Annotated in this window: 22 protein-coding genes, 1 pseudogene and 1 CRISPR repeat array; of the genes and pseudogenes, 3 read left to right on the top strand and 20 right to left on the bottom strand. The window is 66.5% G+C overall.

The features are described 5' to 3' along the window. Positions 1-17: 17 nt before the first annotated feature. The 5 genes from R4823_RS03260 to R4823_RS03240 all read right to left on the bottom strand — a co-directional run bounded on the left by R4823_RS03260 (position 18) and on the right by R4823_RS03240 (position 6,329). Positions 18-488: an HIT family protein gene (locus R4823_RS03260; protein ID WP_338617394.1), complete on the bottom strand. Its 471-nt coding sequence runs from the start codon at positions 486-488 to the stop codon at positions 18-20. 19 nt (positions 489-507) lie between these two features. Then, positions 508-1,260 carry a flagellar regulator YcgR PilZN domain-containing protein gene (locus tag R4823_RS03255; RefSeq protein WP_338617392.1) on the bottom strand — a complete coding sequence of 251 codons (753 nt, stop codon included), beginning with the start codon at positions 1,258-1,260 and terminating at the stop codon, positions 508-510. 43 nt (positions 1,261-1,303) lie between these two features. Then, positions 1,304-5,233: an FAD/FMN-binding oxidoreductase gene (locus R4823_RS03250; protein ID WP_132979112.1), complete on the bottom strand. Its 3,930-nt coding sequence runs from the start codon at positions 5,231-5,233 to the stop codon at positions 1,304-1,306. A gap of 153 nt (positions 5,234-5,386) precedes the next feature. Further along, positions 5,387-5,749: an arsenate reductase gene (locus R4823_RS03245; RefSeq protein WP_087841576.1), complete on the bottom strand. Its 363-nt coding sequence runs from the start codon at positions 5,747-5,749 to the stop codon at positions 5,387-5,389. A 19-nt stretch (positions 5,750-5,768) separates the two neighbouring features. Then, on the bottom strand, positions 5,769-6,329 hold the full coding sequence (locus R4823_RS03240; protein ID WP_338617390.1) for a YqaA family protein: 561 nt from the start codon (positions 6,327-6,329) through the stop codon (positions 5,769-5,771). 112 nt (positions 6,330-6,441) lie between these two features. Between R4823_RS03240 and ilvA the strand changes: the two genes are divergently transcribed. After that, a complete protein-coding gene (ilvA, locus tag R4823_RS03235) occupies positions 6,442-7,953 on the top strand; it encodes a threonine ammonia-lyase, biosynthetic (RefSeq protein WP_087841574.1) in 1,512 nt (503 codons plus the stop codon). A 48-nt stretch (positions 7,954-8,001) separates the two neighbouring features. Here ilvA and R4823_RS03230 read toward each other — a convergent pair whose 3' ends face one another. Both R4823_RS03230 and R4823_RS03225 read right to left on the bottom strand, forming a co-directional pair. Beyond that, positions 8,002-8,412: a DUF3830 family protein gene (locus R4823_RS03230; protein WP_087841573.1), complete on the bottom strand. Its 411-nt coding sequence runs from the start codon at positions 8,410-8,412 to the stop codon at positions 8,002-8,004. A gap of 91 nt (positions 8,413-8,503) precedes the next feature. After that, the gene (locus R4823_RS03225; RefSeq protein WP_338617388.1) at positions 8,504-9,118 is read right to left on the bottom strand and encodes a TIGR00730 family Rossman fold protein; all 615 of its coding nucleotides are present in this window, start codon (positions 9,116-9,118) and stop codon (positions 8,504-8,506) included. 139 nt (positions 9,119-9,257) lie between these two features. Between R4823_RS03225 and R4823_RS03220 the strand changes: the two genes are divergently transcribed. Continuing rightward, positions 9,258-10,664, top strand: coding sequence for an alkaline phosphatase PhoX (locus tag R4823_RS03220; protein ID WP_087841571.1), 1,407 nt, complete (start codon positions 9,258-9,260; stop codon positions 10,662-10,664). A gap of 81 nt (positions 10,665-10,745) precedes the next feature. Next, positions 10,746-10,959: a CRISPR direct-repeat array (repeat unit 30 nt; unit sequence CGGTTCATCCCCGCTCACGCGGGGAACAGG). A gap of 63 nt (positions 10,960-11,022) precedes the next feature. Here the strand turns inward: R4823_RS03220 and cas2e are convergent. The 10 genes and pseudogenes from cas2e to R4823_RS03170 form a co-directional block, all read right to left on the bottom strand. Beyond that, positions 11,023-11,321: pseudogene (gene cas2e, locus R4823_RS03215) on the bottom strand (type I-E CRISPR-associated endoribonuclease Cas2e). 451 nt (positions 11,322-11,772) lie between these two features. Continuing rightward, positions 11,773-12,126 (bottom strand): DUF86 domain-containing protein, encoded by a 354-nt coding sequence (locus R4823_RS03210; RefSeq protein ID WP_338617386.1) that lies wholly within the window; start codon positions 12,124-12,126, stop codon positions 11,773-11,775. Next, positions 12,123-12,413, bottom strand: coding sequence for a nucleotidyltransferase family protein (locus tag R4823_RS03205; protein WP_087780757.1), 291 nt, complete (start codon positions 12,411-12,413; stop codon positions 12,123-12,125). Before R4823_RS03205 ends, R4823_RS03210 begins: the two co-directional genes overlap by 4 nt. A gap of 635 nt (positions 12,414-13,048) precedes the next feature. Continuing rightward, entirely contained in the window at positions 13,049-13,846 is a 798-nt protein-coding gene (locus R4823_RS03200; RefSeq protein ID WP_087841568.1) for an ABC transporter permease, read from the bottom strand. Beyond that, positions 13,843-14,706, bottom strand: coding sequence for an ABC transporter ATP-binding protein (locus R4823_RS03195; RefSeq protein ID WP_087841567.1), 864 nt, complete (start codon positions 14,704-14,706; stop codon positions 13,843-13,845). Before R4823_RS03195 ends, R4823_RS03200 begins: the two co-directional genes overlap by 4 nt. Before the next feature lie 4 nt (positions 14,707-14,710). Beyond that, a complete protein-coding gene (locus tag R4823_RS03190) occupies positions 14,711-15,877 on the bottom strand; it encodes a ring-opening amidohydrolase (RefSeq protein WP_338617383.1) in 1,167 nt (388 codons plus the stop codon). Further along, positions 15,874-17,331 carry an allantoinase AllB gene (gene allB, locus R4823_RS03185; protein WP_338617381.1) on the bottom strand — a complete coding sequence of 486 codons (1,458 nt, stop codon included), beginning with the start codon at positions 17,329-17,331 and terminating at the stop codon, positions 15,874-15,876. Before allB ends, R4823_RS03190 begins: the two co-directional genes overlap by 4 nt. Before the next feature lie 11 nt (positions 17,332-17,342). Next, entirely contained in the window at positions 17,343-18,134 is a 792-nt protein-coding gene (locus R4823_RS03180) for an SDR family NAD(P)-dependent oxidoreductase (RefSeq protein WP_087841564.1), read from the bottom strand. A 69-nt stretch (positions 18,135-18,203) separates the two neighbouring features. After that, positions 18,204-19,247 (bottom strand): ABC transporter substrate-binding protein, encoded by a 1,044-nt coding sequence (locus R4823_RS03175; protein WP_338617379.1) that lies wholly within the window; start codon positions 19,245-19,247, stop codon positions 18,204-18,206. Then, positions 19,244-20,083 carry an isochorismatase family cysteine hydrolase gene (locus R4823_RS03170; RefSeq protein WP_279814658.1) on the bottom strand — a complete coding sequence of 280 codons (840 nt, stop codon included), beginning with the start codon at positions 20,081-20,083 and terminating at the stop codon, positions 19,244-19,246. The genes R4823_RS03175 and R4823_RS03170 overlap by 4 nt, the downstream gene beginning before the upstream one ends. A 336-nt stretch (positions 20,084-20,419) precedes the next feature. On the opposite strand from R4823_RS03170, the gene R4823_RS03165 reads away from it, so the two are divergent. After that, positions 20,420-21,316 carry a LysR family transcriptional regulator gene (locus R4823_RS03165; protein ID WP_338617378.1) on the top strand — a complete coding sequence of 299 codons (897 nt, stop codon included), beginning with the start codon at positions 20,420-20,422 and terminating at the stop codon, positions 21,314-21,316. A 21-nt stretch (positions 21,317-21,337) separates the two neighbouring features. On the opposite strand, the gene R4823_RS03160 is transcribed toward R4823_RS03165, so the two are convergent. The 3 genes from R4823_RS03160 to R4823_RS03150 form a co-directional block, all read right to left on the bottom strand. Further along, the gene (locus R4823_RS03160; protein ID WP_279814656.1) at positions 21,338-22,564 is read right to left on the bottom strand and encodes an amidohydrolase family protein; all 1,227 of its coding nucleotides are present in this window, start codon (positions 22,562-22,564) and stop codon (positions 21,338-21,340) included. After that, a complete protein-coding gene (locus tag R4823_RS03155; RefSeq protein ID WP_132979116.1) occupies positions 22,561-23,595 on the bottom strand; it encodes an ABC transporter substrate-binding protein in 1,035 nt (344 codons plus the stop codon). Before R4823_RS03155 ends, R4823_RS03160 begins: the two co-directional genes overlap by 4 nt. A gap of 210 nt (positions 23,596-23,805) precedes the next feature. Further along, positions 23,806-24,279, bottom strand: a complete 474-nt coding sequence (locus tag R4823_RS03150; RefSeq protein WP_087841601.1) for a MarR family transcriptional regulator — start codon at positions 24,277-24,279, stop codon at positions 23,806-23,808. Positions 24,280-24,352 lie beyond the last annotated feature (73 nt).

The following is a 24,352-nucleotide window of genomic DNA, read 5'->3' as shown; positions in this document are numbered from 1 at the left end:
CGCCCCGGCCCCATGTTCTAGGGCGAAGGCAGGAAGCGCACCGCCAGGCGCTCCCGCAGGCGGCGGTGGAACTCGGGCACGCGCTGCGCCGCCGCCCGGGTCAGTTCGCGGAACGCCTCGGGCTCGGCGCCCGGCGCGACCCGGGGCGCCGCCCAGATCGCATCGGGAAAATGCCGGTCGCCGCGCCAGCGGGGAATGACGTGCCAGTGCAGGTGGGGCACCATGTTCCCCAGCGCGGCCAGGTTGACCTTGTCGGGCCGCATGTGGTCGCGCATGACGGCCTCCACCTCCAGCACCACTCGCATCACGTGCAGCCGGTCCTCGTCGTCCAGGTCGGTCATCTCCGCCGCGTGGGCACGCCAGATCACGCGCACGTAGCCCGGATAGTCCGCGTCGTCGACGGCGATCACGCGCAGCCTGTCGTCGCGCCACAAGGCCGGCGAGCCATCGCTGGCGCACAGCGGGCAGGAATCGGCGGGGGAACTCATCTCGTGTGCACCTCGATGGCTATGACGCGCCCTGGCGCAACTGCACCTGGCTGATGAAGTGCTGCAGGACCTGCAGGCCGTCCTCGTCCAGGCCGTCCAGGGTACAGCCCATGTGATGCCCTTGCTCCGGCGCCCGGCGCGGCGTGACGTGCATCACCTTCAGGTCCACCGCCAGCCGGGTCGCCGGCCCCAGCGCCAGCGTGGCCCGCGGCAGCGGCGTGCCCACGGGGAAGGGCGGACTGCCGGGCGGCAGCAGCAGCCCGACCCCGGTCATGCTGATGTCGATCACTTCCAGCTCGACCGGCCCGCCGGCCTCGGGAGCGCGCGCCCGCACCACCGGAGCGGGGCGCATGACCGGCCGCACGCGGAAGTACGAACGCCGCTGGAAGCGGTACAGCTCCAGCGGCAACAGGCACGCCAGCCGGCTGCCCGCGTCGCCCGGCAGCCATTGCAGGTTCTGGACGCGGAACTGGATCTTGACGTGGTCCAGGTAGCCCACGGCCACCATCCACGGAGAAGCGAGCAGATGCTCCAGGCGCGCGTCGCCTGGGGTGCCGAACAGCCACAGCAGCCGCCGGCCGCGGTCCACACCGGCGATGGCCGACAGGCACGAGACGCCATCGGCGGCGACCAGGGCCACGATCTCGGCCTGCTCGACCATGCGCCCGAGCAGGGTCAGGATTTCCAGCGGCTGCGAGATCCGGAAATCCTCGAGCGAGGCGTCGTCGCCGGTAGGCTCGGGCGTCAGAGGCAGCAGCGGATGCTCCCTCATGGCTTGCCTCCCCGTGCGTGCGCGCCCGTTCCCAAGGCCGCGCCTACAGCAGGACCCGTTCGATACCGCCGTCGTTGGCCCGCCTGACGTAATCCTCCATCCATTGCTGCCCCAGCACGTGACGGGCGATCTCGACGACGATGTAGTCGGCGTCCAGGTTCGCGTCGTCGTTGTAGCGACTGAGCCCTTGCAGGCACGACGGACAGGAGGTCAGCACCTTGACGTCGCCCTGGAAGCCGTCGGCCCGCAGCTTGTCGGCCCCCTTGCGCAGCTCCTCCTCCTTGCGGAAACGGATCTGCGTGGAGATGTCGGGACGCGTCACCGCCAGCGTTCCGGACTCGCCGCAGCAGCGGTCGCTCTTGTCCACGCCCTCGCCCACCAGCGCCCGGACCGTCTTCATCGGATCCTGGAGCTTCATGGGCGTGTGGCAGGGATCATGGTACATGTACCGCGCGCCGGTCACGCCCTCGAGCTTGACGCCCTTCTCCAGCAGGTATTCGTGGATGTCGATCAGGCGGCAGCCCGGGAAGATCTTCTCGAACTCGTAGCCGGCCAGCTGGTCGTAGCACGTCCCGCAGCTGACCACCACGGTCTTGATGTCGAGGTAGTTGAGCGTGTTCGACATCCGGTGGAACAGCACCCGGTTGTCGGTGATGATCTTCTGCGCCTTGTCGTCCATGCCGTTGCCGCGCTGCGGGTAGCCGCAGCACAGGTAGCCCGGCGGCAGCACGGTCTGCACGCCGGCATGCCACAGCATGGCCTGGGTCGCCAGGCCCACCTGCGAGAACAGTCGCTCGGAACCGCAGCCCGGGAAATAGAACACCGCCTCGGTGTCGGCCGAGGTGGCGCGCGGGTTGCGGATGATGGGGATGTACTTGGCGTCCTCGATGTCCAGCAGCTTGCGCGCGCCCTGCTTGGGCAGGTTGCCGGGCATCTTCTTGTTGACGAAGTGCACCACCTGTTCCCGCATGGGCGGCTTGCCCACCGTGGCCGGCGGATGCTCGGTCTGCTTGCGCGCGAACTTGGCCAGCACGTCGTGGGCCAGCCGCTGGGCCTTGTAGCCGACGTCGACCATGGCCTTGCGCGTGGCATTGATGGTGCGCGGATCCTTGGCGTTCAGGAAGAACATCGCCGCGGCCGTGCCCGGGTTGAACGACTTGCGGCCCATGCGGCGCAGCAGGCTGCGCATGTTCATGGACACGTCGCCGAAGTCGATGTCCACCGGACAGGGCTTCTCGCACTTGTGGCACACCGTGCAGTGGTCGGCCACGTCCTCGAACTCTTCCCAGTGCTTGATGCTGATGCCGCGGCGCGTCTGCTCTTCGTACAGGAAGGCCTCGACCAGCAGCGAGGTCGCCAGGATCTTGTTGCGCGGAGAATAGAGCAGGTTGGCGCGCGGCACGTGGGTGGCGCACACGGGCTTGCACTTGCCGCAGCGCAGGCAGTCCTTGATGGCGTGCGAAATGGCGCCGATGTCGCTCTGCTGCATGATCAGCGACTCGTGGCCCAGCAGGTTGAAGCTGGGGGTATAGGCATGGCGCAGGTCGCCGCCGGGCATCAGCTTGCCGGCGTTGAAGCGGTTGTGCGGGTCGATGCGGCGCTTGTAGTCCTGGAACGGCGCCAGCTCGGCCTCGGACAGAAACTCGTACTTGGTGATGCCGATGCCGTGCTCGCCCGAGATCACCCCGTCCAGGCTGCGCGCGACGTCCATGATGCGCGCGACGGCCTCGTTGGCCTCCTGCAGCATCTCGTAGTTGTCGGAGTTGACGGGGATGTTGGTGTGCACGTTGCCGTCGCCCGCGTGCATGTGCAGCGCGACGAACACCCGGCCCTTGAGCTCCTTGTCGTGGATCTCCTGGGCCCGGACCAGGATGGGCGCGCAGGCCTGGCCGGAGAAGATGCGCGACAGCGGCGCCTTCAGCTCCGCCTTCCAGGACACGCGCACCGTGCGGTCCTGCACCACGTCGAACACGCGGGCCGTGGGCTGCACCTGCAGCCGCTCCTGCAAGGCCGGCAGCAGCTGCCCCAGCCCGATGCGGGCGAACTCGCCCAGCGTGTCGGCCAGCGGCAGGTCCATGCTGCGCAGGATCCAGTTCCAGCGCTCGCGCACCGACTCCAGCAGTTCCAGCGCCTGCACGGCGCGGTCGCCCAGGATCTCCTCGCGCGACAGCTTCTCGCCCTCGCCGTCCTCGCTCTTGCCCACCGGCAGCTCGCCGTCGAAGAACTCGGCCAGCCGGTCGATCAGCCGCAGCTTGTTGCGGGTCGACAGCTCGATGTTGATGCGCTCGATCTCGTCCGTGTACTCGCCCATGCGCGGCAGCGGGATCACCACGTCTTCGTTGATCTTGAAGGCGTTGGTGTGGCGCGCGATGGCGGCCGTGCGCGAACGGTCGAGCCAGAATTTCTTGCGGGCCTCGGCGCTGACCGCCACGAAGCCTTCGCCATGGCGGGTGTTGGCCAGCCGCACGACCTCGCTGGCGGCAACGGCCACCGCATCCTCGTCGTCGCCGACGATGTCGCCGATCAGCACCATCTTGGGCAGCGTGCCGCGCTTGCTCTTGGTGGCATAGCCCACCGCGCGCAGGTAGCGCTCGTCCAGGTGCTCCAGGCCAGCCAGGATCGCTCCGCGCGCGCGCCCCTCGCCATCCAGGTAGGCCTTGACTTCGACGATGGACGGAATCGCATCGCGCGCCTGCCCGAAGAACTCCATGCAGACCGTGCGCACGTGCTTGGGCATGCGGTGCAGCACCCAGCGCGCCGAGGTGATCAGACCGTCGGTACCTTCCTTCTGCACGCCCGGCAGGCCGGCCAGGAACTTGTCGGTGACGTCCTTGCCCAGACCTTCCTTGCGAAAGACCCGGCCATTGATCTCGAGCGTCTCGGCGCGCAGCAGGCGCTCTCCCGGCTTGCCCATCCCGTCGAACCACTTGAGCTCGAACCGGGCCACCGGCACGTCGTGGATCTTGCCCAGGTTGTGCTCGAGACGCGTGACCTCCAGCCAGTTGCCCTCGGGGTCGACCATGCGCCACCAGGCCAGGTTGTCCAGCGCCGTGCCCCACAGCACCGCCTTCTTTCCGCCCGCGTTCATGGCGACGTTGCCGCCCACGCAGGAAGCCTCGGCCGAGGTGGGGTCCACCGCGAACACGTAGCCGGCCTTGTCGGCCGCGTCGGCCACCCGCTTGGTCACCACGCCGGCGCCGGTGAACACCGTCGCGACTTCGCGGTCCACGCCGGGCAGCGGCCCGACGGTGACGTCGCCCAGGGTCTCGAGCTTTTCAGTGTTGATGACGGCGGACTTCCACGTCAGCGGCACCGCGCCGCCGGTATAGCCCGTGCCGCCCCCGCGCGGGATGATGGTCAGGCCCAGCTCGATACAGCCGCGCACCAGCGCGGCGATCTCGTCCTCGCTGTCCGGCGTCAGCACCACGAACGGGAATTCCACGCGCCAGTCGGTGGCGTCGGTGACATGCGAGACACGGGACAGCCCGTCGAACTTGATGTTGTCGCGCGCCGTCGCGCGGCCCAGCACCTTCTGCACGCGGCGGCGCAGTTCGGCGGTCTCGTTGAACTCCTGCTCGAATGCCCGCACGGCGCTGCGCGCCATGTCCAGCAGCCGCCCCACCTTGCCGTCGCGTTCCGCGTCGTCGGGCTCGCGCCGGCGCTCGACCTCGCGCAGCCGGTGGTTCAGCGCCTCGACCAGCAGGCCGCGGCGCTTGGGGTTGTCCAGCAGGTCGTCCTGCAGATAGGGATTGCGGCGCACCACCCAGATGTCGCCCAGCACTTCGTACAGCATGCGCGCCGACCGGCCGGTGCGGCGCTCGCCGCGCAGGTCGCACAGCATGTCCCAAGCCTGCGAGCCCAGCAGCCGCTGCACGATTTCCCGGTCGGAAAACGACGTGTAGTTGTACGGAATCTCCCGCAGGCGGGTCGGTGCGTGCGCAGGAGCGAGGGCGATGGGCAGAGGGGCGTTCATGGTGGGGGCTGTACTTCATCCCGAGGGTAGCCGACCATTCTAGCCGATTGCCCCACCCTCCCGCTGGAGCCGCCCGCCTTTTCCGACCCGCTAAAAGGGTCATATCTGGCGGGAAATGCATCCAACGCGGGGACATTCGCCCCGCCGGGGCGCCTAGGAAGCCACGCCCAGGCGCCGCGCCCAGCCCGTCTCCGAGAACCCCACGCTGGCCACGCCGTCCGCCGTCACCAGCACCGGCCGCTTCACCAGCGTCGGATGCTCGGCCACCAGCGCCAGCCACTGCGCCTCGCCGGCGGGCTGCTTGCGGTCCTCCGGCAGGTTGCGCCAGGTCGTGGACGACCGGTTCACCAGCTTCTCCCAGCCCCCTACCTGGGCCGCCCAGTCCTTCAGCGTGGCCGCGCCCACCGGATGCTCCCGGTAATCGACGAAATCGGCCTCCAGCCCCTGGGCGGCCAGCCATTTACGCGCCTTGCGGCAGGTATCGCAATTGTTCAGTCCGTAGACCCGCGTCGTCATGTTCCAGATCCTTTTCTTGCTACTTGTCGGGGAACACCCACAGCAGCGCGGCGGTCATCGTGGCGTAGCGCCCGAACTTGCCGATGGCCATGTAGACCACGCAGGCCCGGAAATCCAGCCGCAGCCACCCCGCCACCGCGCACAGCGGATCCCCCACCAGGGGCACCCACGACAGCAGCAGCGTCTTGGCGCCAAACCGCTTTATCCACGCGTGGGCATAGGCATGCCAGCGATCCTTCCGCGTGGGCGCGTGCGCCTCGCCGTCGTCCGGTTCCGCCTCGTGTTCGTGAGGATGCCGGGCCTCGCGCCGCGCCTTGATGCGCTCCACCGCCCGCTTGGCTCCCACCCCCATCCAGTAGCTGATCATCCCCCCCACGGTATTGCCCGCCGTCGCCACCAGCACCGCCACCCAGAACATCGGCGGCGCCAGCTTCACATAGCCGAACACCGCCGGCTCGGACCCCATGGGCAGCAGCGTGGCCGACACCAGGCTGACCAGGAAAACGGCCGACAGCCCCACCTCGGGCAAAGCCAGAGCGTGGAGCAGCCAGTGAACGGAGGATTCCAGCCATTGATGCATGGCGAGGAGTTTAGCCCACCCCCTGGCTCTTTCCAGGTGGCGAAGCGCCTCTTGAGCCATCTGTGTCAAACTTAAGGATTACGCTTTTTCCACCAACCCCTGACGCAGCATCATGGCCACCGACTATCTCAAGCGCATACTCACCGCCAAAGTCTATGACGTCGCTATCGAGTCCTCCCTCGACGCGGCTCCCCAGATTTCGGCGCGAATTGCGAACACGGTGCTGCTCAAGAGGGAAGACACCCAGCCCGTCTTCAGCTTCAAGCTGCGGGGTGCCTACAACAAGATGGCCAATCTGCCGCCCAAGGCGCTGGAACGCGGCGTCATCGCCGCCTCCGCGGGCAACCATGCCCAGGGCGTGGCGCTGGCCGCCCAGCGCATGGGCTGCCGGGCCGTCATCGTCATGCCGGTCACCACGCCCCAGCTCAAGATCGACGCGGTCAAGGCGCGCAACGCCGAAGTCGTCCTGCACGGCGAAAGCTTCACCGACGCCTACAACCACGCCAAGCAACTGGAGGCGAAGGAAAAACTCACCTTCGTCCACCCCTTCGACGACCCCGACGTCATCGCCGGCCAGGGCACCATAGGCATGGAGATCCTGCGCCAGCACCCCGGCCCCATCGACGCCATCTTCGTCGCCATCGGCGGCGGCGGCCTGATTTCCGGCGTGGCCGCCTACGTCAAGCAGTTGCGCCCCGAGATCCGCATCATCGGCGTGCAGACCGAAGACTCCGACGCCATGGTCCAGAGCGTGAAGAAAGGCCGCCGCGTCACCCTGCCCGACGTCGGCCTCTTCTCCGACGGCACCGCCGTCAAGCTCGTGGGCGAGGAAACCTACCGCCTTACCCGCAAATACGTGGACGACTTCGTCGTGGTCGACACCGACGCCATCTGCGCGGCGATCAAGGACGTGTTCGAGGAAACCCGCAACGTGCTGGAGCCCGCCGGCGCGCTGGCCCTGGCCGGCCTCAAGAAATACGCCGCCCAGCACCGCCTGAAGGGCAAGACCCTGGTGGCCATCGCCTGCGGCGCCAACATGAACTTCGACCGGCTGCGCTTCGTGGCCGACCGAGCCGACGTGGGCGAGTCGCGCGAAGCCGTGTTCGCGGTCACCATGCCCGAGGAACGCGGCAGCTTCCGCCGCTTCTGCGAACTGGTCGGCAACCGCAACGTGACCGAGTTCAACTACCGGATGGCCGATTCCGAACAAGCCCACGTCTTCGTGGGCCTGCAGACCGAGTCGGCCGGCGAATCCACCAAGATCGCCGCCAACTTCCGGCGCAACGGCTTCACCGCCATCGACCTCACTCACGACGAGCTGGCCAAGACCCACCTGCGCCACATGATCGGCGGCAGCGGCCCGCAGGCCAATCACGAACTGCTGTACCGCTTCGAATTCCCCGAGCGGCCCGGCGCGTTGATGCGCTTCCTGAACTCCATGTCGCCCAACTGGAACATCAGCCTGTTCCACTACCGCAACCAGGGCGGCGACTACGGGCAGATCGTGGTCGGCCTGCAGGTGCCGCCGTCCGACAAGAAGGAATTCGCGGCCTTCCTGGCGGAATTGGGCTATCGGCACTGGGACGAGTCCGAGAACCCGGCCTACAAGCTGTTCCTGCGATAGCCGCGGCTGCGGCCTCCGCGCGGCGTCCCCGCCGCCGGAGGCCCGCCCTTACGCCAGTTCGAAAACGATATCCTGCGCGCCTTCCCACAGCGTCTTCACGCCCAGCGCGCGCAGGTTTTCCTTGCCCTCGACCACCGTCAGGAAATGGTTGCCGGCCAGTTGGCCCATCTTGCTGGCGAACATGCAGCTGCCATAGGCCAGGATGATTTCGGTCTCGCTGTAGCCGCCCGGATAGAACAGGATGTCCCCCACCGAGGGATGGCTGGTGTGGTTCTCGAACCCCACGCCCAGCTTGAACTCGCCCAGCGGAATCCAGCAGCCCTCGCCGCTCCAGCGCACGTGGATGATCTTCTGCTTGTAGGGCAGCAACTTCAGGAAGGCGGCCACGGTCTCGGGAGCATCCGGATTGGTCTCGGCGATGAACTCGTATTCGGCGGCGCGTATGCGGATTCTTGTCATGGTGGTCTGCGAAGGATTGGGGCCCTGACGGGCCCCGGATGAAGGAAAAAAACCGGCCAGGCGCCTCAGTTTAATCAAATGGCTGTCCGGTTCAGGCGGCGGGAGCGGGGTCGGGATCGCCGATCCACTTCGTGACGGTCGGCGCCTTCCAGGCCGCCAGCCCATCGAGCAGCGCGCCCGGGTCGGCCTCGATCACGATCATGTCGCGGTGCTCGGCCTTCATGAAACCCTCCTGCACCGCGTGCGTCAGCATGGCCCGCATGGGCTCGTAGAAGCCGCGCACGTTCAGCACGCCGCACGCCTTGGTGTGGTCCCCCAGCTGCGTCAGCGTGGCCGCCTCGAACAGCTCCTCGTAGGTCCCCAGCCCGCCGGGCATCGCGATGAAGGCGTCCGCCAGGTCCGCCATGCGCGCCTTGCGCGCCCGCATGTCCGCCACGATCTCGTGCGAGGTCAACCCCGGATGCAGATGGCCGCGGTCGTGCAGCCGGCGATTGATGACGCCCACCGCCTGTCCGCCCGCCTCCAGCACCGTGTCGGCCATGATGCCCATCAGGCCCTTGTGGGTGCCGCCGTAGACCAGCGTCAGGCCCCGGGCGGCGATCTGCGCGCCCAGTCGCCGCGCGGCCTGCGCGTACTCGTCCGAAAAACCGAAATTCGAGCCGCAGAAAACTGCGACCCGGCCAAGAGCAAGCGCTGTGGTGTCCATGAAAAAAACCCTCGGTACCGAAGCATGAAAGTGTAAACGCGCCGGGCCGCCCCGATGGCGTCAACACCCTGTAACGCGAGGCACGCAGGATGGCAGCGCTCCACACCCGAGCATCCCCCCCATCCGCACCCCGACAACGATGAGCGAACATACCTACCCCGTCATCCCACTGGACTTCTCCCTGCGTCGCGCCTTCCTGCTCAAGACCTTCCGCACCGCCGGCGCGGTCAGCCTGACGGGCTTCCTGGCCGCCTGTGGCGGCGACGGCGACGACGCTTCCGCCAACCCCGCGCCGGTCGATCCCAAGCCCCCCGTCGACCCCGAACCACCGGTCGAGAAGTTCAACCCCTTCGCCAAATTCAGCGCCCTCCAGCCCGCCGACGCCAACGGCGTGATGTTGCCCAAGGGCTTCTCCTCGCGCATCGTCGCGCGCAGCGGCAAGGCCCCGGTCAGCGGCGGCAGCTTCCTGTGGCATGCCGCGCCCGACGGCGGAGCCTGCTATGCCACCGACGACGGCGGCTGGATCTACGTCAGCAACGCCGAAATGACCGCCCCGCTGGGCGGCGTCAGCGCGCTCAAGTTCGACAAGACCGGCAAAATCGTCGACGCCTACCCCATCCTGAAAGGCACCTCGGGCAACTGCGCCGGCGGCCCCACGCCCTGGAACACCTGGCTGTCGTGCGAGGAATTCGAACTCACCCAGCAGATCGCCGGCATGGTCTGGGAATGCGACCCCTACCGCCCCTGGTCCGACGCCAACCCGCCCCGCGCCTGGCCCGCCCTGGGCAAGTACGCGCACGAAGCGGTCTGTGTCGATCCGGCCAATCGCATGCTGTACCTGACCGAGGATGCCAGCGGCGGACGCATCTACCGCTACGTCTGCGACTCGACCGACTGGCCCACCGGCGCCGCACGCCCCGTCAAGTTCGAATCCGGCCAGCTGCAAGTGTTGCGCATCGACGCCCTGCCCCGCGACGCCGACGCCTCCGACGCCGCCTACGCCGACCTCATCGGCTTCGGCAAGACGCCGGCCTCCGTCACCTGGGAGCCCGTGGCCTTCCCCGACCAGGGCCAGAAGAACATCCGAGACACCCTGCGCAAGGGCGGCATCCTGCCCCCCGGCAACTACTTCCAGAAGGCCGAAGGCATCTGGTTCTTCAACGGCATCGTATTCTTCGTCACGTCCCGCAACAGCCGCATCTGGGCCTACGACACCGCCCACCGCACCCTCGAAGTCATCTTCGACGGCAAACTGGGCCCGGCCGACACCCACAGCATCGACGAACCGGACAACATCACCATCACCTCCTTCGGCGAAATGCTGGTGGCCGAGGACGCGGGCAACCTGGAGATCGGCGTGCTGCGCGACGACGGCACGTCGCAGGCCGTGATGCGGCTGGTCGGCCACGACGACAGCGAGATCACCGGCCCCGCCGTTTCGCCCGACGGCACCCGGCTCTACTTCAGCTCGCAGCGCGGTACGGCGGGCAAATCGGAGGAAGGGATCACGTTCGAGGTGCTGTTGCCGACGAAGCTGGTGGAGTAGCCAGGCAGTGAGGAGGCATGGACTCATGCCCAGCCTGAGCGGGAGCATTCGAACGAACCCATTCGACGGCTGATCTCGAATGGTTCATCCCCCGCTCACGCGGGGAACAGGGGCGCCTGCGGCACCAACCGGCATCCGCAATGCGGTTCATCCCCGCTCACGCGGGGAACAGGCCAAGCCGGTGATCGCTGGCGCGGGCTGCAACGGTTCATCCCCGCTCACGCGGGGAACAGGGCCTGAACCTCGCGCAGCTGCGAGATCGAGCCGGTTCATCCCCGCTCACGCGGGGAACAGTCCGAACATAACCGATTGTTTTCAAAGGGAAAAATCGGATGCCAAAAACCCACCAACTTTTCTGTTAAAGAGTTGACCCCTCTGGCAGAAGAAACGCAACCAGCCTCAACCCATCGTAGTCGACCGGTTCCCGGCGATTCGCCCCAAGCGTCTGGAAGTCATAGCCAGATTCGCTGTTGCTGGCCCAAGCCATCACGATGTTGCCGTCTCATACCCTGAATCGAGCTGCTGCCAGATCATTTCCCGTGTACGGCGCGATACATCACCGGTATAGGCACCGGCTCGGACCTCGAGCAACCAGATGGCCAATCTCCCCCGCAATCTTGGCGGGACGTTCTCGGTGACAACCACGAGAAAGCTCATCAGCGACTCGATGCCCGACGTCGCCGTCGCTATCTGGATTCGGAATGGCTGGAGGTACGGATTCAGGAGGGGCCTCGGGCGGCTGGATACCACCAGCGGCCAACACATCGTCGATCAGGGGAATGATCCGTCCAAGCAGCTTGCCAGATCGAAACAAATCCCGGCAGGCCAATCGCACTTCGCGCTCGGGCGCCTCCGGAGACTTTGCGGCTATGCGAAAAGCCAGGGGACCGACGATGATGTGCGAAACGGCTGCTCAAGAAGAGATACGGAGCTATTCGGCCGCATGACCCGGATTTGACCTGGGTACCCAGACAACCAAATGAAGTTAAAGCGATTGAGCGCGTGCAGAGAGAAAAACTTAGAACAGCGAGCTAGCGTTCGGAGCAGGAGAGCTTTGTGCTGCCACTTGGAATACCGGTGCAAACGGACCTGGCTCCCGTATTCTGAATCATTGTCCGCCAGCTTCGTCGCGCAGGTTTCCTAGCTGCAGCAGTAGTGTGGGCAAGGCCAGCTTCACAGTGTCCCACACAATGCCGAGATCGATATCAAAGTAGCCATGAGCCATGCGATTACGCATCGCACGCATATTGCGCCAAGGCACCTCGGGATGGGCTGCGGCAAAGCTGGCATGGTGATCTATGATTTTCGTAACAGCCTCTCCGATGATGATGAGGCTCATTACAACCGCCTGCTGCGTCCGCCGGTCCGTCAGGAACTCGTCTTTGGACATGCCCTCGGTGAAGGCGCACGCATTGACGGCGGCTTGGTGCATGTGATCGAGATAGTCAGAAAGGCGATTCATACGGGTTGGGCTTCCGCAAGAACCTTGGCCCGAAATTTCATGGGCAAATCGCCCGGGGTAAGCAAGTCGACATGCACCCCAAGCAGCGTTTCCAATTCGTCCTGGAGGCCGCCGAGGTCGAACAATGTAGCGCCGGGCAGAGCATCGACCAAGATGTCAAGATCGCTGCCGTCCTGATCGGTACCGTGTAGAACCGAACCAAAGACACGTGGATTCGCTGTTTTGAAACGAGCTGCCGCTTCGCGTACCGCGCTTCGTTTCAATGCAAGAATTTCGGATGGTCGCATGGTCGTCCTCCAGGATTCATTGCGAGGCACTTATATTGTAGTTCCCGACAAGACGGAGGCCGGCTCGGCACGTTACGCCGCTCACTTCGTTTGGCTCGCAGATGCTGGCGGCACTTCTGGTGTCGCGAAGCCGCTCAGTTGCGTGTTTGATTACACCACGCTTCCCATCTAGCCGACCGATTCATCCCCGCTCACGGGGGGAACACCCAGCGGTGGCAAGGCGACGAGGACATGACGCCCGGTTCATCCCCGCTCCCGCGGGGAACACCCACCGGCGTCCGCCGAGGCCGGAGCTTCGTACGGTTCATCCCCGCTCCCGCGGGGAACACACCAAACATAAGCACTTGTTTTAAAAAGAGAAAATCGGCCTCTTTAAATCCACCAATTTTTTAAAGAACCAGACCCAGCTGAAAAATAAAAAAATCGTCCCCAAGCCATCATAGCCAATCAGCTCCCAGCCGCAACAAATGCGAGCTCTGGACGTCCCATATGGAATGAGAACCCAGGCTCCATCCGCAAGCACAGCCCGCTCACATCCTTAACTCAAGGCGGCTTTTTCCTCGATCATGCAACCGGCGGTTAATGACGCCCAACTCCAGCCGTGGTGCTCATGAGATGTCCGATCGCCGGCCGCATCACGCCATGGCCATGTCGTTCTTGCGCTGCGCCCACCCTGTCAGCCTGACTTCGATCAGGGCCGAGACCGCATACAACGCGACGCCCAGCACCGCCAGGATGAACAGGCCGGCGAACACCAGCGGCACGTCGAAGTTGCCGCTTGCGATCATCATCACGTTGCCGATGCCCTTGTTGGCGGCGACGGTCTCGGACAGCACGGTGCCAACGAACGAAAGCGTGATGGCGATCTTCAGGGATGCGAACAGATAGGGCAGCGCGCGCGGCAGGCCTACGTTCCAGAGCACGTCGCGCTTGCTGGCACCCAGCACTTTCAGGACGTCCTCCAGTTCGGGCTCGGTATTGGCGAGGCCCGTGGCCACGTTGACCACGACCGGGAAGATGCTGATGACGAGCGAGGTCAGGATCGCGGGCATCGTGCCGGCGCCGAACCAGACGACGAAGATCGGTACCACGGCCACCTTGGGAATGCTGGAGAAGCCGACCAGCAGCGGATAGGCCACGTCGTAGGCCAGGCGCGAGGAGCCGATGATCATGCCCAGCACGATGCCCACCAGCACGCCGAGCACGAACCCGGTCACGGTCGTGTACAGCGTCTGCACGGTATGCGGCCAGAGCAGCGGCATCTTCTCCACCAGCACGGCGGCGATCTGGCTGGGGCGCGGCAGGACCAGGTCGGACACGCCCGTTGCCAGGCAGATTACCTCCCATAGCAGGAAGAAACCGGCCAGTGCCAGGACGGACAGGATGTAGCGCTTCGTCTTGGGCGAAAGCAGCGGCTTTTTCTCATCGCTCATGCGACTCTCCTTGCGAGCGGTTCGATCTCGGCGGGAGCGGTATCGCTCTCCGTGCGCGCATGGGCGATGCGCATGCGCAGTTCCTGGACCAGGGTGGCGAATTCCGGCGCGTAGCTATCCTCCAGCGTGCGCGGGCGCGGGAAACCGACCTCCCGGTCCTCGAGGATGCGGCCGGGGCGCGAGCTCATCACGCAGATGCGATTGGCCAGGTAGGCGGATTCGCGTAGGTCGTGCGTCACCAGCAGCACCGTCGGCCGCTTGGCGATCCACAGCTCCTGCATGATGGCCCACAGTTCTTCCCGGGTGAACTGGTCCAGCGCGCCGAACGGCTCGTCCAGCAGCAGCAGTTGCGGGTCATGCACCAGCGCGCGGCACAGCGACGCCCGCTGCAGCATGCCGCCGGACAATTGCCATGGGCGCTTGTCGCCGAAGCCTTTCAGGCCCACCTGTTCCAGCAGCGCCTCGGCCCGCTCGGCGAACTCGCCCCGCTTCTTGCGGGCGTAGTCGGCGCGGAACGGCTGGACGATCTTGAGCGGGATCATGACGTTCTCGCGGATGGTCAGCCAGGGCAGCATGGTGGGGTTCTGGAACGCCAGGCCGATGCGTACGCGCGGCGTATGCGGATCGACCGGTCCGCCGCCCTTGGCGCCGGCCTCGCGCCCGCCGACGATGACGCCGCCGGAACTGGGATTGAGCAACCCCGCCACCAGTTTCAGGATGGTGGATTTGCCGCAGCCGCTGGGGCCGACCAGCGCGACGAAGTCGCCCTGGTCGATGTCCAGGTCGGTGTGGTCCAGCGCCAGCGTGCCGCCGCCGTAGCGCAGCGTCACGTCCGCCAGTTCGATGAAGGATCGGGTCATGGAGTCATTCCCTGAGGAGAGACGGCGCATCGATGCGCAGGATGGCGGCCACCGGCCCGCCGCCGGGTGGACCTTGATGCTCGGCGCCGCCGGACACGTACAGCGCGGTATGGCCGGCTACCGATGCCAGCACGCCGCCAACCGCCGCGCGCGCATGGCGGGTGGCGTTGATGTCGGAGTCGTTGAGCATGGTGTGGCGCTGCCCCCGCACGCCGCCGTCGGGACTGGCCTCGGCCTTGGCGAGCAGGTTCACCAGCCGCTGGCCGAGCGCCTCGGCATCGCGGTCGGGATCCAGGCCGAAGGACTCGCGCAGCATGGCGCGCACACTCGCGGCGTCCACGGCGTCCCGCATCAGCGTGTGCGCCATGCGATAGGGCGACAGGCTGCCCTGGGCCTCGCCCAGGACGATCACCACGTTGCCTTCGAGTTCGATGCCGGCCGACACCGATGCGCGGGCCGACCACAGCGACCAGTCGTCCAGCACCGAGTCATCGCCGACGCGTTCGCGCGCGATCTCGCCGGTCGCCACCGCCACGCCCAGCGCCGAGGCGCCACGCGAGTAGCCCATGGACTCGTAGGTGTCGCGCGTGACCGGATCTGCCGAGCGCGACAACGCATCGTTCACCTTGGCCGAGGTCAATAGCGGACACTTGACCTGCACGAAATGCACGTCAGCCGCCGACACGATGCCGGCGTCGGCCATGGCGGCCTTCACGGCCTCGGCCGTGGCGTCGATCTGCGCCACGCGGCCGATTTCCTCGGGCGCGAAATCGCGCGTGTGCGCAACGCCCACCACCAGCCGCTTGCCCGCCGGCGGCGCGTCCGCGGCCGTGGCGAAACGGCGCGTGAATACGGTGAAATGCGGCGACAACACGCCTTCGGTCCCGCCCGACATCACAAGCGCCACGCGCGATTCGACCTCGGCCGGCGTGCAGCCCAGGTAGGGAGCGAGGAAATGGCACCAGCTCACCGCCGCATACTCGCGCGTGTGGTCGTTGACACAGCCATTGCCTTCGGTCTTGCCCATGACCGCCACGACGTGGCGCGGATCCAGTTCGCCCGTGTCCACCAGCGTCCCGACTCCGGACAGGTCGCCCGGCCCGCGGCAGGATACGCGATGCACGCCCACGACCTGCGCCCGGCGGCCCGCGGCTTCTGCTGTCCCGGTCATGCGGCCTCCCGGCGGGGTGCCGCCGTGGGCGGGACACCCGCCGGCGTCTCCAGGATGTTCGACGTGTAGCTCTCGACGTTGCGGGGCCTGGAAGCCGGCATGCGCTGCACGCCCTTGACCGACTGTCCCCACCCGGCGGCCTCCTCGACCAGCCGGCCGTCGCGCATGACGAAGCGACCGCGCACCAGGGTATGCAGCGGATACCCCTTCACGACGCGGCCGTTCCATGGCGAGATCTTGCTGACGCTGTGCAGCTTGCCTTCCGACAGGACGCCTTCGCGCGCCAGGTCCACGATGGCGATGTCCGCATGCGCGCCGGCGGCGATCACGCCTTTCGTGCCATACAGGCCCCAGGCCTTGGCCGGGTTGACCGAGCTCCAGCGCACATAGTCCATCAGGCTTGCCCGCCCGCGGTTGATCTCGGTCAGCATCAGCGGCATCTGCGTTTCCACGCCGGGAAAGCCGCAGTCGCATTGCCAGATATTCGGCCGGCTTTTTTCTTCCGGCGTGTGCGGGGCGTGGTCGGTGGCGATCATGTCGATCACGCCTTCCACCAGGGCATCCCACAGCGGCTGGTTGTGATGGGCTTCCCGTATGGGCGGGTTCAGGCGCAGGATGCCGCCCAGGCGCGTCATGTCGCCGATGTTCAGCAGCAGGTACTGCGGGCAGGTCTCGACCGTGACGTCCACGCCGCGCCGCTTGGCGTCGCGCAGCAGGAACAGCGAATCGCGCGAACTGTGGTGGGCGATGTGCACGCGGGCCCCGGTCCATTCGGCCAGGGTCAATACCCGGCCGATGGCCTCGATCTCGCATACGGCGGGACGGGAGGCAAGATGGGCCATGGCGTCGATGCGTCCCGCCTCTTCCATGCGCTGCTGGCGGCGCGCCATGATGGACGAGTTCTCGGCATGCACGACCGTGCGTATGCCCAGGGGCGCCAGTTTCTCGAACCCCTCCAGCAGCGCGCCGTCGGTGGGCGCGGGCAAGTTGCCGAAGGTGTTGCCGACGAAGGCCTTGAAGCTGGTCACGCCCGCATCCAGCAATTCTTCCAGCCGGTCTATGGTGTCGTCGCCCAGGAGGCCATGGATGCCGTAGTCCACATAGGACGATTCCGCCGCCTTCTGCTTGATGCGCAGCGCCTCGACCGTGCCGGTGGCGGGGTTGGTGTTGGGCATCTCGAACACGGTGGTGACGCCGCCGCAGGCCGCCGCGGCCGACCCGCTCTTCCAGGTTTCCTTGTTGGGATACCCCGGGTCGCGAAAATGCACGTGGCTGTCGATCGCGCCCGGCAACAGGTACAGGCCGTCGGCCTGCAGCGTCTCGCGCGCGGAAGGCATCATGTCGTCATGGCCGACGGCGACGATCCGGCCGCCGTCGATGGCGACCGACGCCTCGATGATCTGGTCGGGCGACACGACCCTGCCGCCCCGGATGAGGAGATCTACCTGGCTCATGTGTCTTCTCCTTACAGTGCGGCCCAGCCGCCGTCGACCGGCAGATCGACGCCGGTGATCTGGCGCGACGCGTCGCTGGCAAGGAAGAGGCAGGCCATGGCCACGTCCTCGTCGGTGGAAACGCGGCGCAGCGCATAGTCGGCGGCATGGCGCGCCATGGCCTCTTCCAGCGGGATGCCGTGCTTGCGCGCCATGTCCGCGCAGACCTTCTCGCGAAAGCGGGGGCCGTCGACCATGCCCGGGGCAACGCAATTGACGTTGACGTTGTGCGGGCCGGCCTCCAGGGCAAAGCTCTTGGTAATGCCGCGCAGGCCCCATTTCGAGGCGGAGTACGCCATGCGACCGGCGCGCCCGCGCATGCCGAACGTGCCGCCGACGTTGACGATCTTGCCGTAGCGCCGGGCGATCATGCCGGGCAGCACGGCATGCATGGTGTTGAAGCAGCCTTTCATGTTGAGGCCGACGATCTCGTCGAACTCCTCGGCGGTGGTCTCCCAGCCCGTCTTGCCGATCGGGCCCGAGCCGCCGGCCACGTTGACCAGGATGTCGACCCGGCCGAAGGCCGCTTCGGCTTCCCGCCCCAGGGCCTCGGTCTGGCCGGCGTCGATCAGGTCGCACCGGATCACCTTGGCGCGCACGCCCAGCGCGCGCGCCTCGGCGGCGACCGGCTCGATGGCGACGACATCCCGCCCGGCCAGCACCAGCGCACACCCTTCACGGGCGAAGGCAAGGGTGATCGCCCGGCCCATGCCCTTGGCGGGGCCGGTGATGACGGCCACTTTGTCTTTCAGCTGCAATTCCATGTCTTATCTCTCGTTCAATGCGGTAGTACTCGATCCCGCCGCGCCTGCCGTCGCCGGCGGTGCGGGGGTTCAGAAATGCGTGGGCCGCTCGGCGCGCACCGGCAGAAAGCCGCGGTCGAACACCGCTGATACGGCGGGCGTGCTGCCCAGCTGGTTGGCCTGCACCACGAGATCGATGGCCCGCTTCAGGCGGGCATCGTCCACGTCGCCGAGCCCGATCCTGGCAATCTCGGGGTGGCTCATGTCGCGCTTCATGGTCGACAGGAGCTTCTCTTTCTCCAGCTCGGCCTTGAGCAGCGGTTCGCGCTTGAGCACCGCGGCGATGCCGGCGTCGGGATCGGCCACGACGTCCTTGATGGCCTTGTTGAGCGCGCGCAGGAAACCCTTGACCGCCTCGGGGTTCTCCCTGGCGAACTTGCGCGAGAACATGATGGTGTTGGAGTACAGGTCCAGGCCGTAGTCGGCGTACTTGATGAAGCGCAGGTCCTTCTCGGGATCCATGCCGCTCAGCTTGGCGGCGAACCACACGGTGTTCACGTAGCCGAACACGCCGTCGACCTGGTCGCGCAACAGCATCTGCTCGCGCAGGTTGGGCGCCATGTTGTTGATCTTGACCTTGGCCAGGTCGAATCCCGCCGTCTTCGCCAGCGTGGGGAACAGCTTCAGGGCGCCGTCGCTGGCGGGCCCGCCCAGGGTGCGGCCCTCGAAATCCTTGGGCGTCTTGATGGGGCTGTCTTTTTTCACGACCACGGTGAACGGCGCGACGTTGTACAGCATGTAGACGGCCACCGGCGCATCGTCGGGCCGGCGCGCGGCAAAGTCGATCAGCGCATTCATGTCGCCGAACGCCGCGGTGTACGTACCGGCGGCGACCTTGGGCACGCCGGCTGCCGACCCCTCGCCCTGGTCGATCTGGACATCCAGTCCTTCGGCCTTGAAATAGCCGCGCTCCTGGGCCAGGAAGAACCAGGCCTGTGCCCCCTCGTACTTCCAGTTCAAGGTCAGCTTGATCCGGGGCTGGGCATCGGCCAGGGCGGGAAGCGCCGACAGGCACAGTCCGAGCGCGGCGGCGCCGGCCGAGGCGCGAACCAGCCGTTTCAGATGATCGATCATGGAGCGATTCCTATAGAACGAGGAGTGGAGGGAAGCTCCGGCGATTGCGGAGCGTTGGCTGCCAGCGCGCCAGCCAGGTCTTGCGCGCTGGCGACGAAGCCGTGCAGTTGTCTGACCAGGAAATGAATAGCCTGGGTGACGTAATCAGGCGATGGCGACCCGCAGGCATCGGCCAGGAGAATGTTGTCGTAGCCCAGAAACCCCGCATCCTGCAGCGTGGAGAACACGCAGCGGTCGGTATTCACGCCCGCGTAGAACAGTGTCGTGATGCCCTGCTGGCGCAGCAGGCTGTCCAGCTCGTTGTCCCAGAAGCCGCTAAGGCGATGCTTGTAGACGGTCACGTCGTCCGCCGCCACCGGCAGTTCCTCGACGACGCGCGCGCCCCATTCGCCGGCCACCACGCTGGGGCCGCGATCATCGGGCGAGCACTCGGCATAGCCCACGCCGTCGGCGCTGCGCTTGCCTTTGAAAAGGATGGTGGGGCTGAGATTGAGGCGATCGGCACGCACGCCCCAGTTGAGCCAGACCACCCGTCCGCCCGCGGCGCGCCATGCCGGCAACAGCGCGGCGATGGCCGGGATGGGTGCGCGCATGGGCGAGACGTCCACGCCTTTCTGGCCGAACCAGCCGTCGGCATGGCAGAAGTCATTCTGCATGTCGATCACGATCAACGCGGAGCGAGCAAGATCGAACTCCAGCGCCTGTCCATCGGACGGCAGGCGCAGCGGCCGGGACGGGCGGGCCGGGCGGACGAGACTCAGGCAATCGTCTCGCTGGGTCCATGCGTTGTCCGGCGAGGGGCCGAAGGAATGGGTGGGAACAGTCGGTGCGGTCATGGTCTGGACGATGCGTGGATGCCGGCGAATCCCGGAACATGATTTGCTCTATGCAATGACCGTACCCGTCCACCTGATTCTGCGATCCAATTCAATGCCATTTGACGGACTACCCGTTGCCGTATCGGCAACGATGCGGAACACGCCCGCGCCGCCCCTGGCTGGTGGTCTTTCCGCACGGCTGCCGCGCTCGACGGGGCGGCGGGCCGGCCGCCGCCGATGCGCCTCGCACACGTACCGGCCCATGCACCAAACCGAAGCGGCATGCCCGCTATCGGGCGGCGCAGGCCACGAAGCAGTGCGTCCACCCCTTCCCCACTTCCAGGTCCTCCCCTCATGAATCACCTGCGCTTTCTCCGCTACGTCGACGAAGTCGCTCGCGTCGGCTCCATCCGCCAGGCTGCCGAGCGGCTCCACGTCGCGCCGTCGGCCGTCAACCGCCGCATCCAGGATCTGGAGGAAGAATTGGGCACGCCCATCTTCGAGCGCCTTCCCCGAGGCATGCGGCTGACCACCGCCGGCGAGCTTTTCGTGCGCTACATACGCAGCCGGAGCGCCGAACTCGACGGCGTCCGGTCACAAATCGAAGAATTGAAGGGAAAGCGCCGCGGCACCGTCCGGATCGTCGCCAGCCAGGCGCTCGCGCCGGTCTGCCTGCCCGGCGCGGTGTCCTCATTCCGCGCCGCCCATCAGCTGGTCTCGTTCGAGGTCACCTTCGGCGACCACCTGCAGGCGCTCGAGGCGCTGCGCGCTTTCGACGTTGACCTGGCCCTGGTCTTCAACCTCGCGCCGGAGGCCGACATCGAGTCCATCAGGCAGTTCGACCAGCCCCTGGTCGCGCTGATGCACCGCAGCCATCCCCTGGCCGGGCAGCCTCGCGTCTACTTGCGCGACTGTGCCGACTATCCCGTCGTACTGCCCGATCGCGACATAGGCGGCCGCCAGTTGCTGGAGCGCTTCATGACGCGCAGCTCGATCAAATTGCACCCGATGGTGGAAAGCAACTCGTTCGAATTCCTGCGCGGCTGCCTCTACTACCAGCAAGCCATTTCCTTCCAGATTGCCATCGGGGCGGTCACCGAAGGCGGGGAACTGGTCGCGCGGCAGTTGGAGGACCGGCATTTCCCCAGGGGCAAGCTGGTGCTGGCGAGTTTGCGGCACCGCCAGTTGCCGGTGATCGCGCATGCCTTCGTCGAACACATCCAGCAGACGCTGGCGGCGGCCGAAGCCTGATGCCCCGCCACCCGGCGCGGATCAGACCACGCGGAGCTGTCCCGCCACCTGCATGCCGCGCTTGAACACGGCAAGCCGGGCGGCCTGCCGCAATATCGCGTCGGACACGCAATGCGCGTCCAGCAACACCAGATCCGCATGACAGCCAGGCGCCATGCCATAGTCGCGCAATCGCAGCATGCGCGCCGCATTGCCGGTCATGGTCGTCCAGATCCGCTCCAGTCCGGCGTTGTGCAGCTGGCGCGTGATCTGCGCGAGCAGCAGCATGGCCTTGAGCGGATCGGCATCGCCATAGCGCACGAACGGATCGCGCATGTTGTCGGTGCCACAGGCCACGTTGACCCCGGCCTCCATCAGTTCGAGCACGCGCGTGAGCCGCATGCGGGTGGGCAGTACGCAAACGCTCACCTCGGCGCGCCTGACCGCATCGATCGCGTCGGCCGCCTCGGCATCGCCGACCGCGGCCAGCGAGGCAATGTGCGACACCGCCACGCGGCCTTGCCATCCCTGCGCCAGGGTCTTGTGCGCCACGTAGGGCAGGGTGAACGACTCGGGCGTATCCCAGTTGTCGAGGTGATAGTCGATGTCGCAGTCGTAGCGCGCGGCCAGCGCGAAGCTCTCGTCCACCTGGCGCTCGGGATCCGATGGCCACAACGCCCGGTTGACGTTGCCGCCGACGATGCGCACGCCGGCCTCCAGGGCCTGCTCGATGTACGGCGCCGCGCCGTCCTCGGCCGAGCCGGCGGTCTCGAACCAGCCTTCCTGGGGAAATGCGATGACCTGCACGTCCACCGCGCCCGCCAACGCCCGGGCTGCCGCACGCACGCCGGCCACGGCGCGCAAGCCGACATGGCGGTCAGCCTCGCAGTTGGTGCGTGCCACGGTCGTGCCGTGCGCCAGCCCCATACGCAGAGACGCCGCCGCCCGGGCGGCGACGTCCTCCTCGGTAAAGCCGGACTTGAGGCGGCGCACGGCCCGGATTGCCGCGTCCAGGTCGGACGCGGCCACGGCATCATCCACGCGGTCGCTGGTCAGCGCCTTGTCCACATGGACGTGAGGGTCGACGAAGGCCGTCGAGAGCAGCCGTCCGTCCGCGTCCCAGGCGTCGGCATACCGGCCGCCGTCGCCCTCGGGCGCGATCTCGGCAATGCGCCCCCCGGCCACGATCACGCGCCACCGCCCTTCGCGCCCGGGGAGAGCCGCATTGCGGATGCCCCAGGCATCCGTTGCCGCCTGCGCGGCCGTCATAGCGGCAGCCTGGCCGTGCGGTCAGCCTTGGGCGGCAGGAAACTCCGGTTGAACACCTCGCCCGGCGACGGCTTGCGCGGCAGGCCGTAACTGTCGGCGATCTGGTCGATGGCGCGCGCCATGCGCTCGTCGCGCACGTCCCCCAATCCGATCTCGGCCACCTCGGATGTCAGGATGGAATGCTTGAGGACGTACAACATGCGGCGCTTCTCGATACTCTTGTCGATCAGCGGCTCGTTGCGCGCCAGGTTGTCGATGCAGGCGTCCGCTGCGGCGATGCATTCCTTCATCGCCCGGTTGACCGCCTTCACCAGGCCGCCCACCGCGCGCGGTTGCTCGGCCAGCAGCTTGGGAGATACCAGCACGCCATTGCTGTACAGATCGAGGCCGTTGTCGTTGTAGAAAATCCAACGGATGTCCTTGTCCGGATCCACGTGCTGCGCGACCAGATTCATGTAGCTGGTGGCGGCGAATACCGCCGAGGCATCCACCTGCCCGCGCAGCAGCATCTGCTCCTGCAGGTTCGGGGCCATGTTGGTCCAGCTCACCTTCTTCTCGTCGATGCCGTTGCGCTTGGCGAGCGCGGTGAAGACCTTCAGCGCCGCCGCCCCGGCGGGCGACCCCAGCGTCTTGCCCTCGATGTCCTTGAGCGTCTTGATCGGTCCGTCGGCCTTGGTAATCAGCGCAAACGGCGCCTGGTTGTAGATCATGTAAACCATGACAGGCGCCTCGCCGGGCTTGGTCGCGGCATTCTGGATGATGGCGTTCACGTCGCCCACGCCCGCCTGGTAGCCTCCGGACATGACCCGTGTCACCGCCGCCGCCGACCCGTCGCCCTGGTCGATGGTCACGTCCAGGTTCTCATCCTTGAAATAGCCCTTGTCCTTGGCCCAATAGAACCAGGCGTGGACGCCCTGGATCTTCCAGTCCAGCATGAATCTGATCTTGGCGGGCGATTGCGCGGCGGCGGGCAAGGCGCACGCCAGGGCGGCCAGGCCGGCGGCCCGGATAATCCAGCGGAAAATAGACATGTCGGATCGTTCCTTCGATAAGGTTGCGACCCGGAAGGCAATCCGCCTCGCTGCTCCGAGCGGCGGGATGCCCACTGATGGTGCATGCGGGCGCCCCGTTCCAGGCCACGCCCGACTCATGCATACCTTGTGCCAGTTGGCGTACTCGAACCTTGCCTTTTCACGGCCTGTCCGTTGCCGTATTGGCAACGGATGGGCGGGCTGGAGCGCTCAGTGTCCGGATTTGCGCTTGCGGCCCGGTTCCAGCAGCCGCGGATCGAGCGCGTTCAGGTGTTCGTAGATGTCGAGCATGGCCGACTTCAGCCGCGCCACTTCGCTCCGGCCGAAACTGTGGATGGCCACCTCCTCGAATTCGACAGCCAGCGGAATCAGTTCTTCCGCCAGCCGCCTTCCTTCCGCGGTGAGATTGATCGCCACGGCGCGCGCATTGTCCTCCAGCCGGTTCCGGACCACCAGGCCGCGCTCCTCCATGGTGCCGATCAGCCGCGACAGCGACGACACCTCCAGCGTGGTCGCCTTGCCCAATTCGTTCAGTCTCTGGTCGCCCCTTTCCCATAGCGACACCAGCACGCGATACATCGGCAGCGTGAGGTCATAAGGCTTGAGCCGCTTGCTGAACAACTCGCCTATGCGCACGCCCACGCGGTTGAGCAAGTAGGGAAAGGAATCGGTCAATCGATACATGGTCAAGGCTGCGCTCAGGAACCGGGGCAGAGAAAACCCCTATCTGATTTGGACTTTACAACAGTTGTATTTT

The organism is Pigmentiphaga sp. CHJ604 (genome assembly GCF_036972535.1).
GTDB lineage: Bacteria > Pseudomonadota > Gammaproteobacteria > Burkholderiales > Burkholderiaceae_B > Pigmentiphaga > Pigmentiphaga daeguensis.
This window is presented reverse-complemented; position numbering and strand designations above follow the sequence as displayed.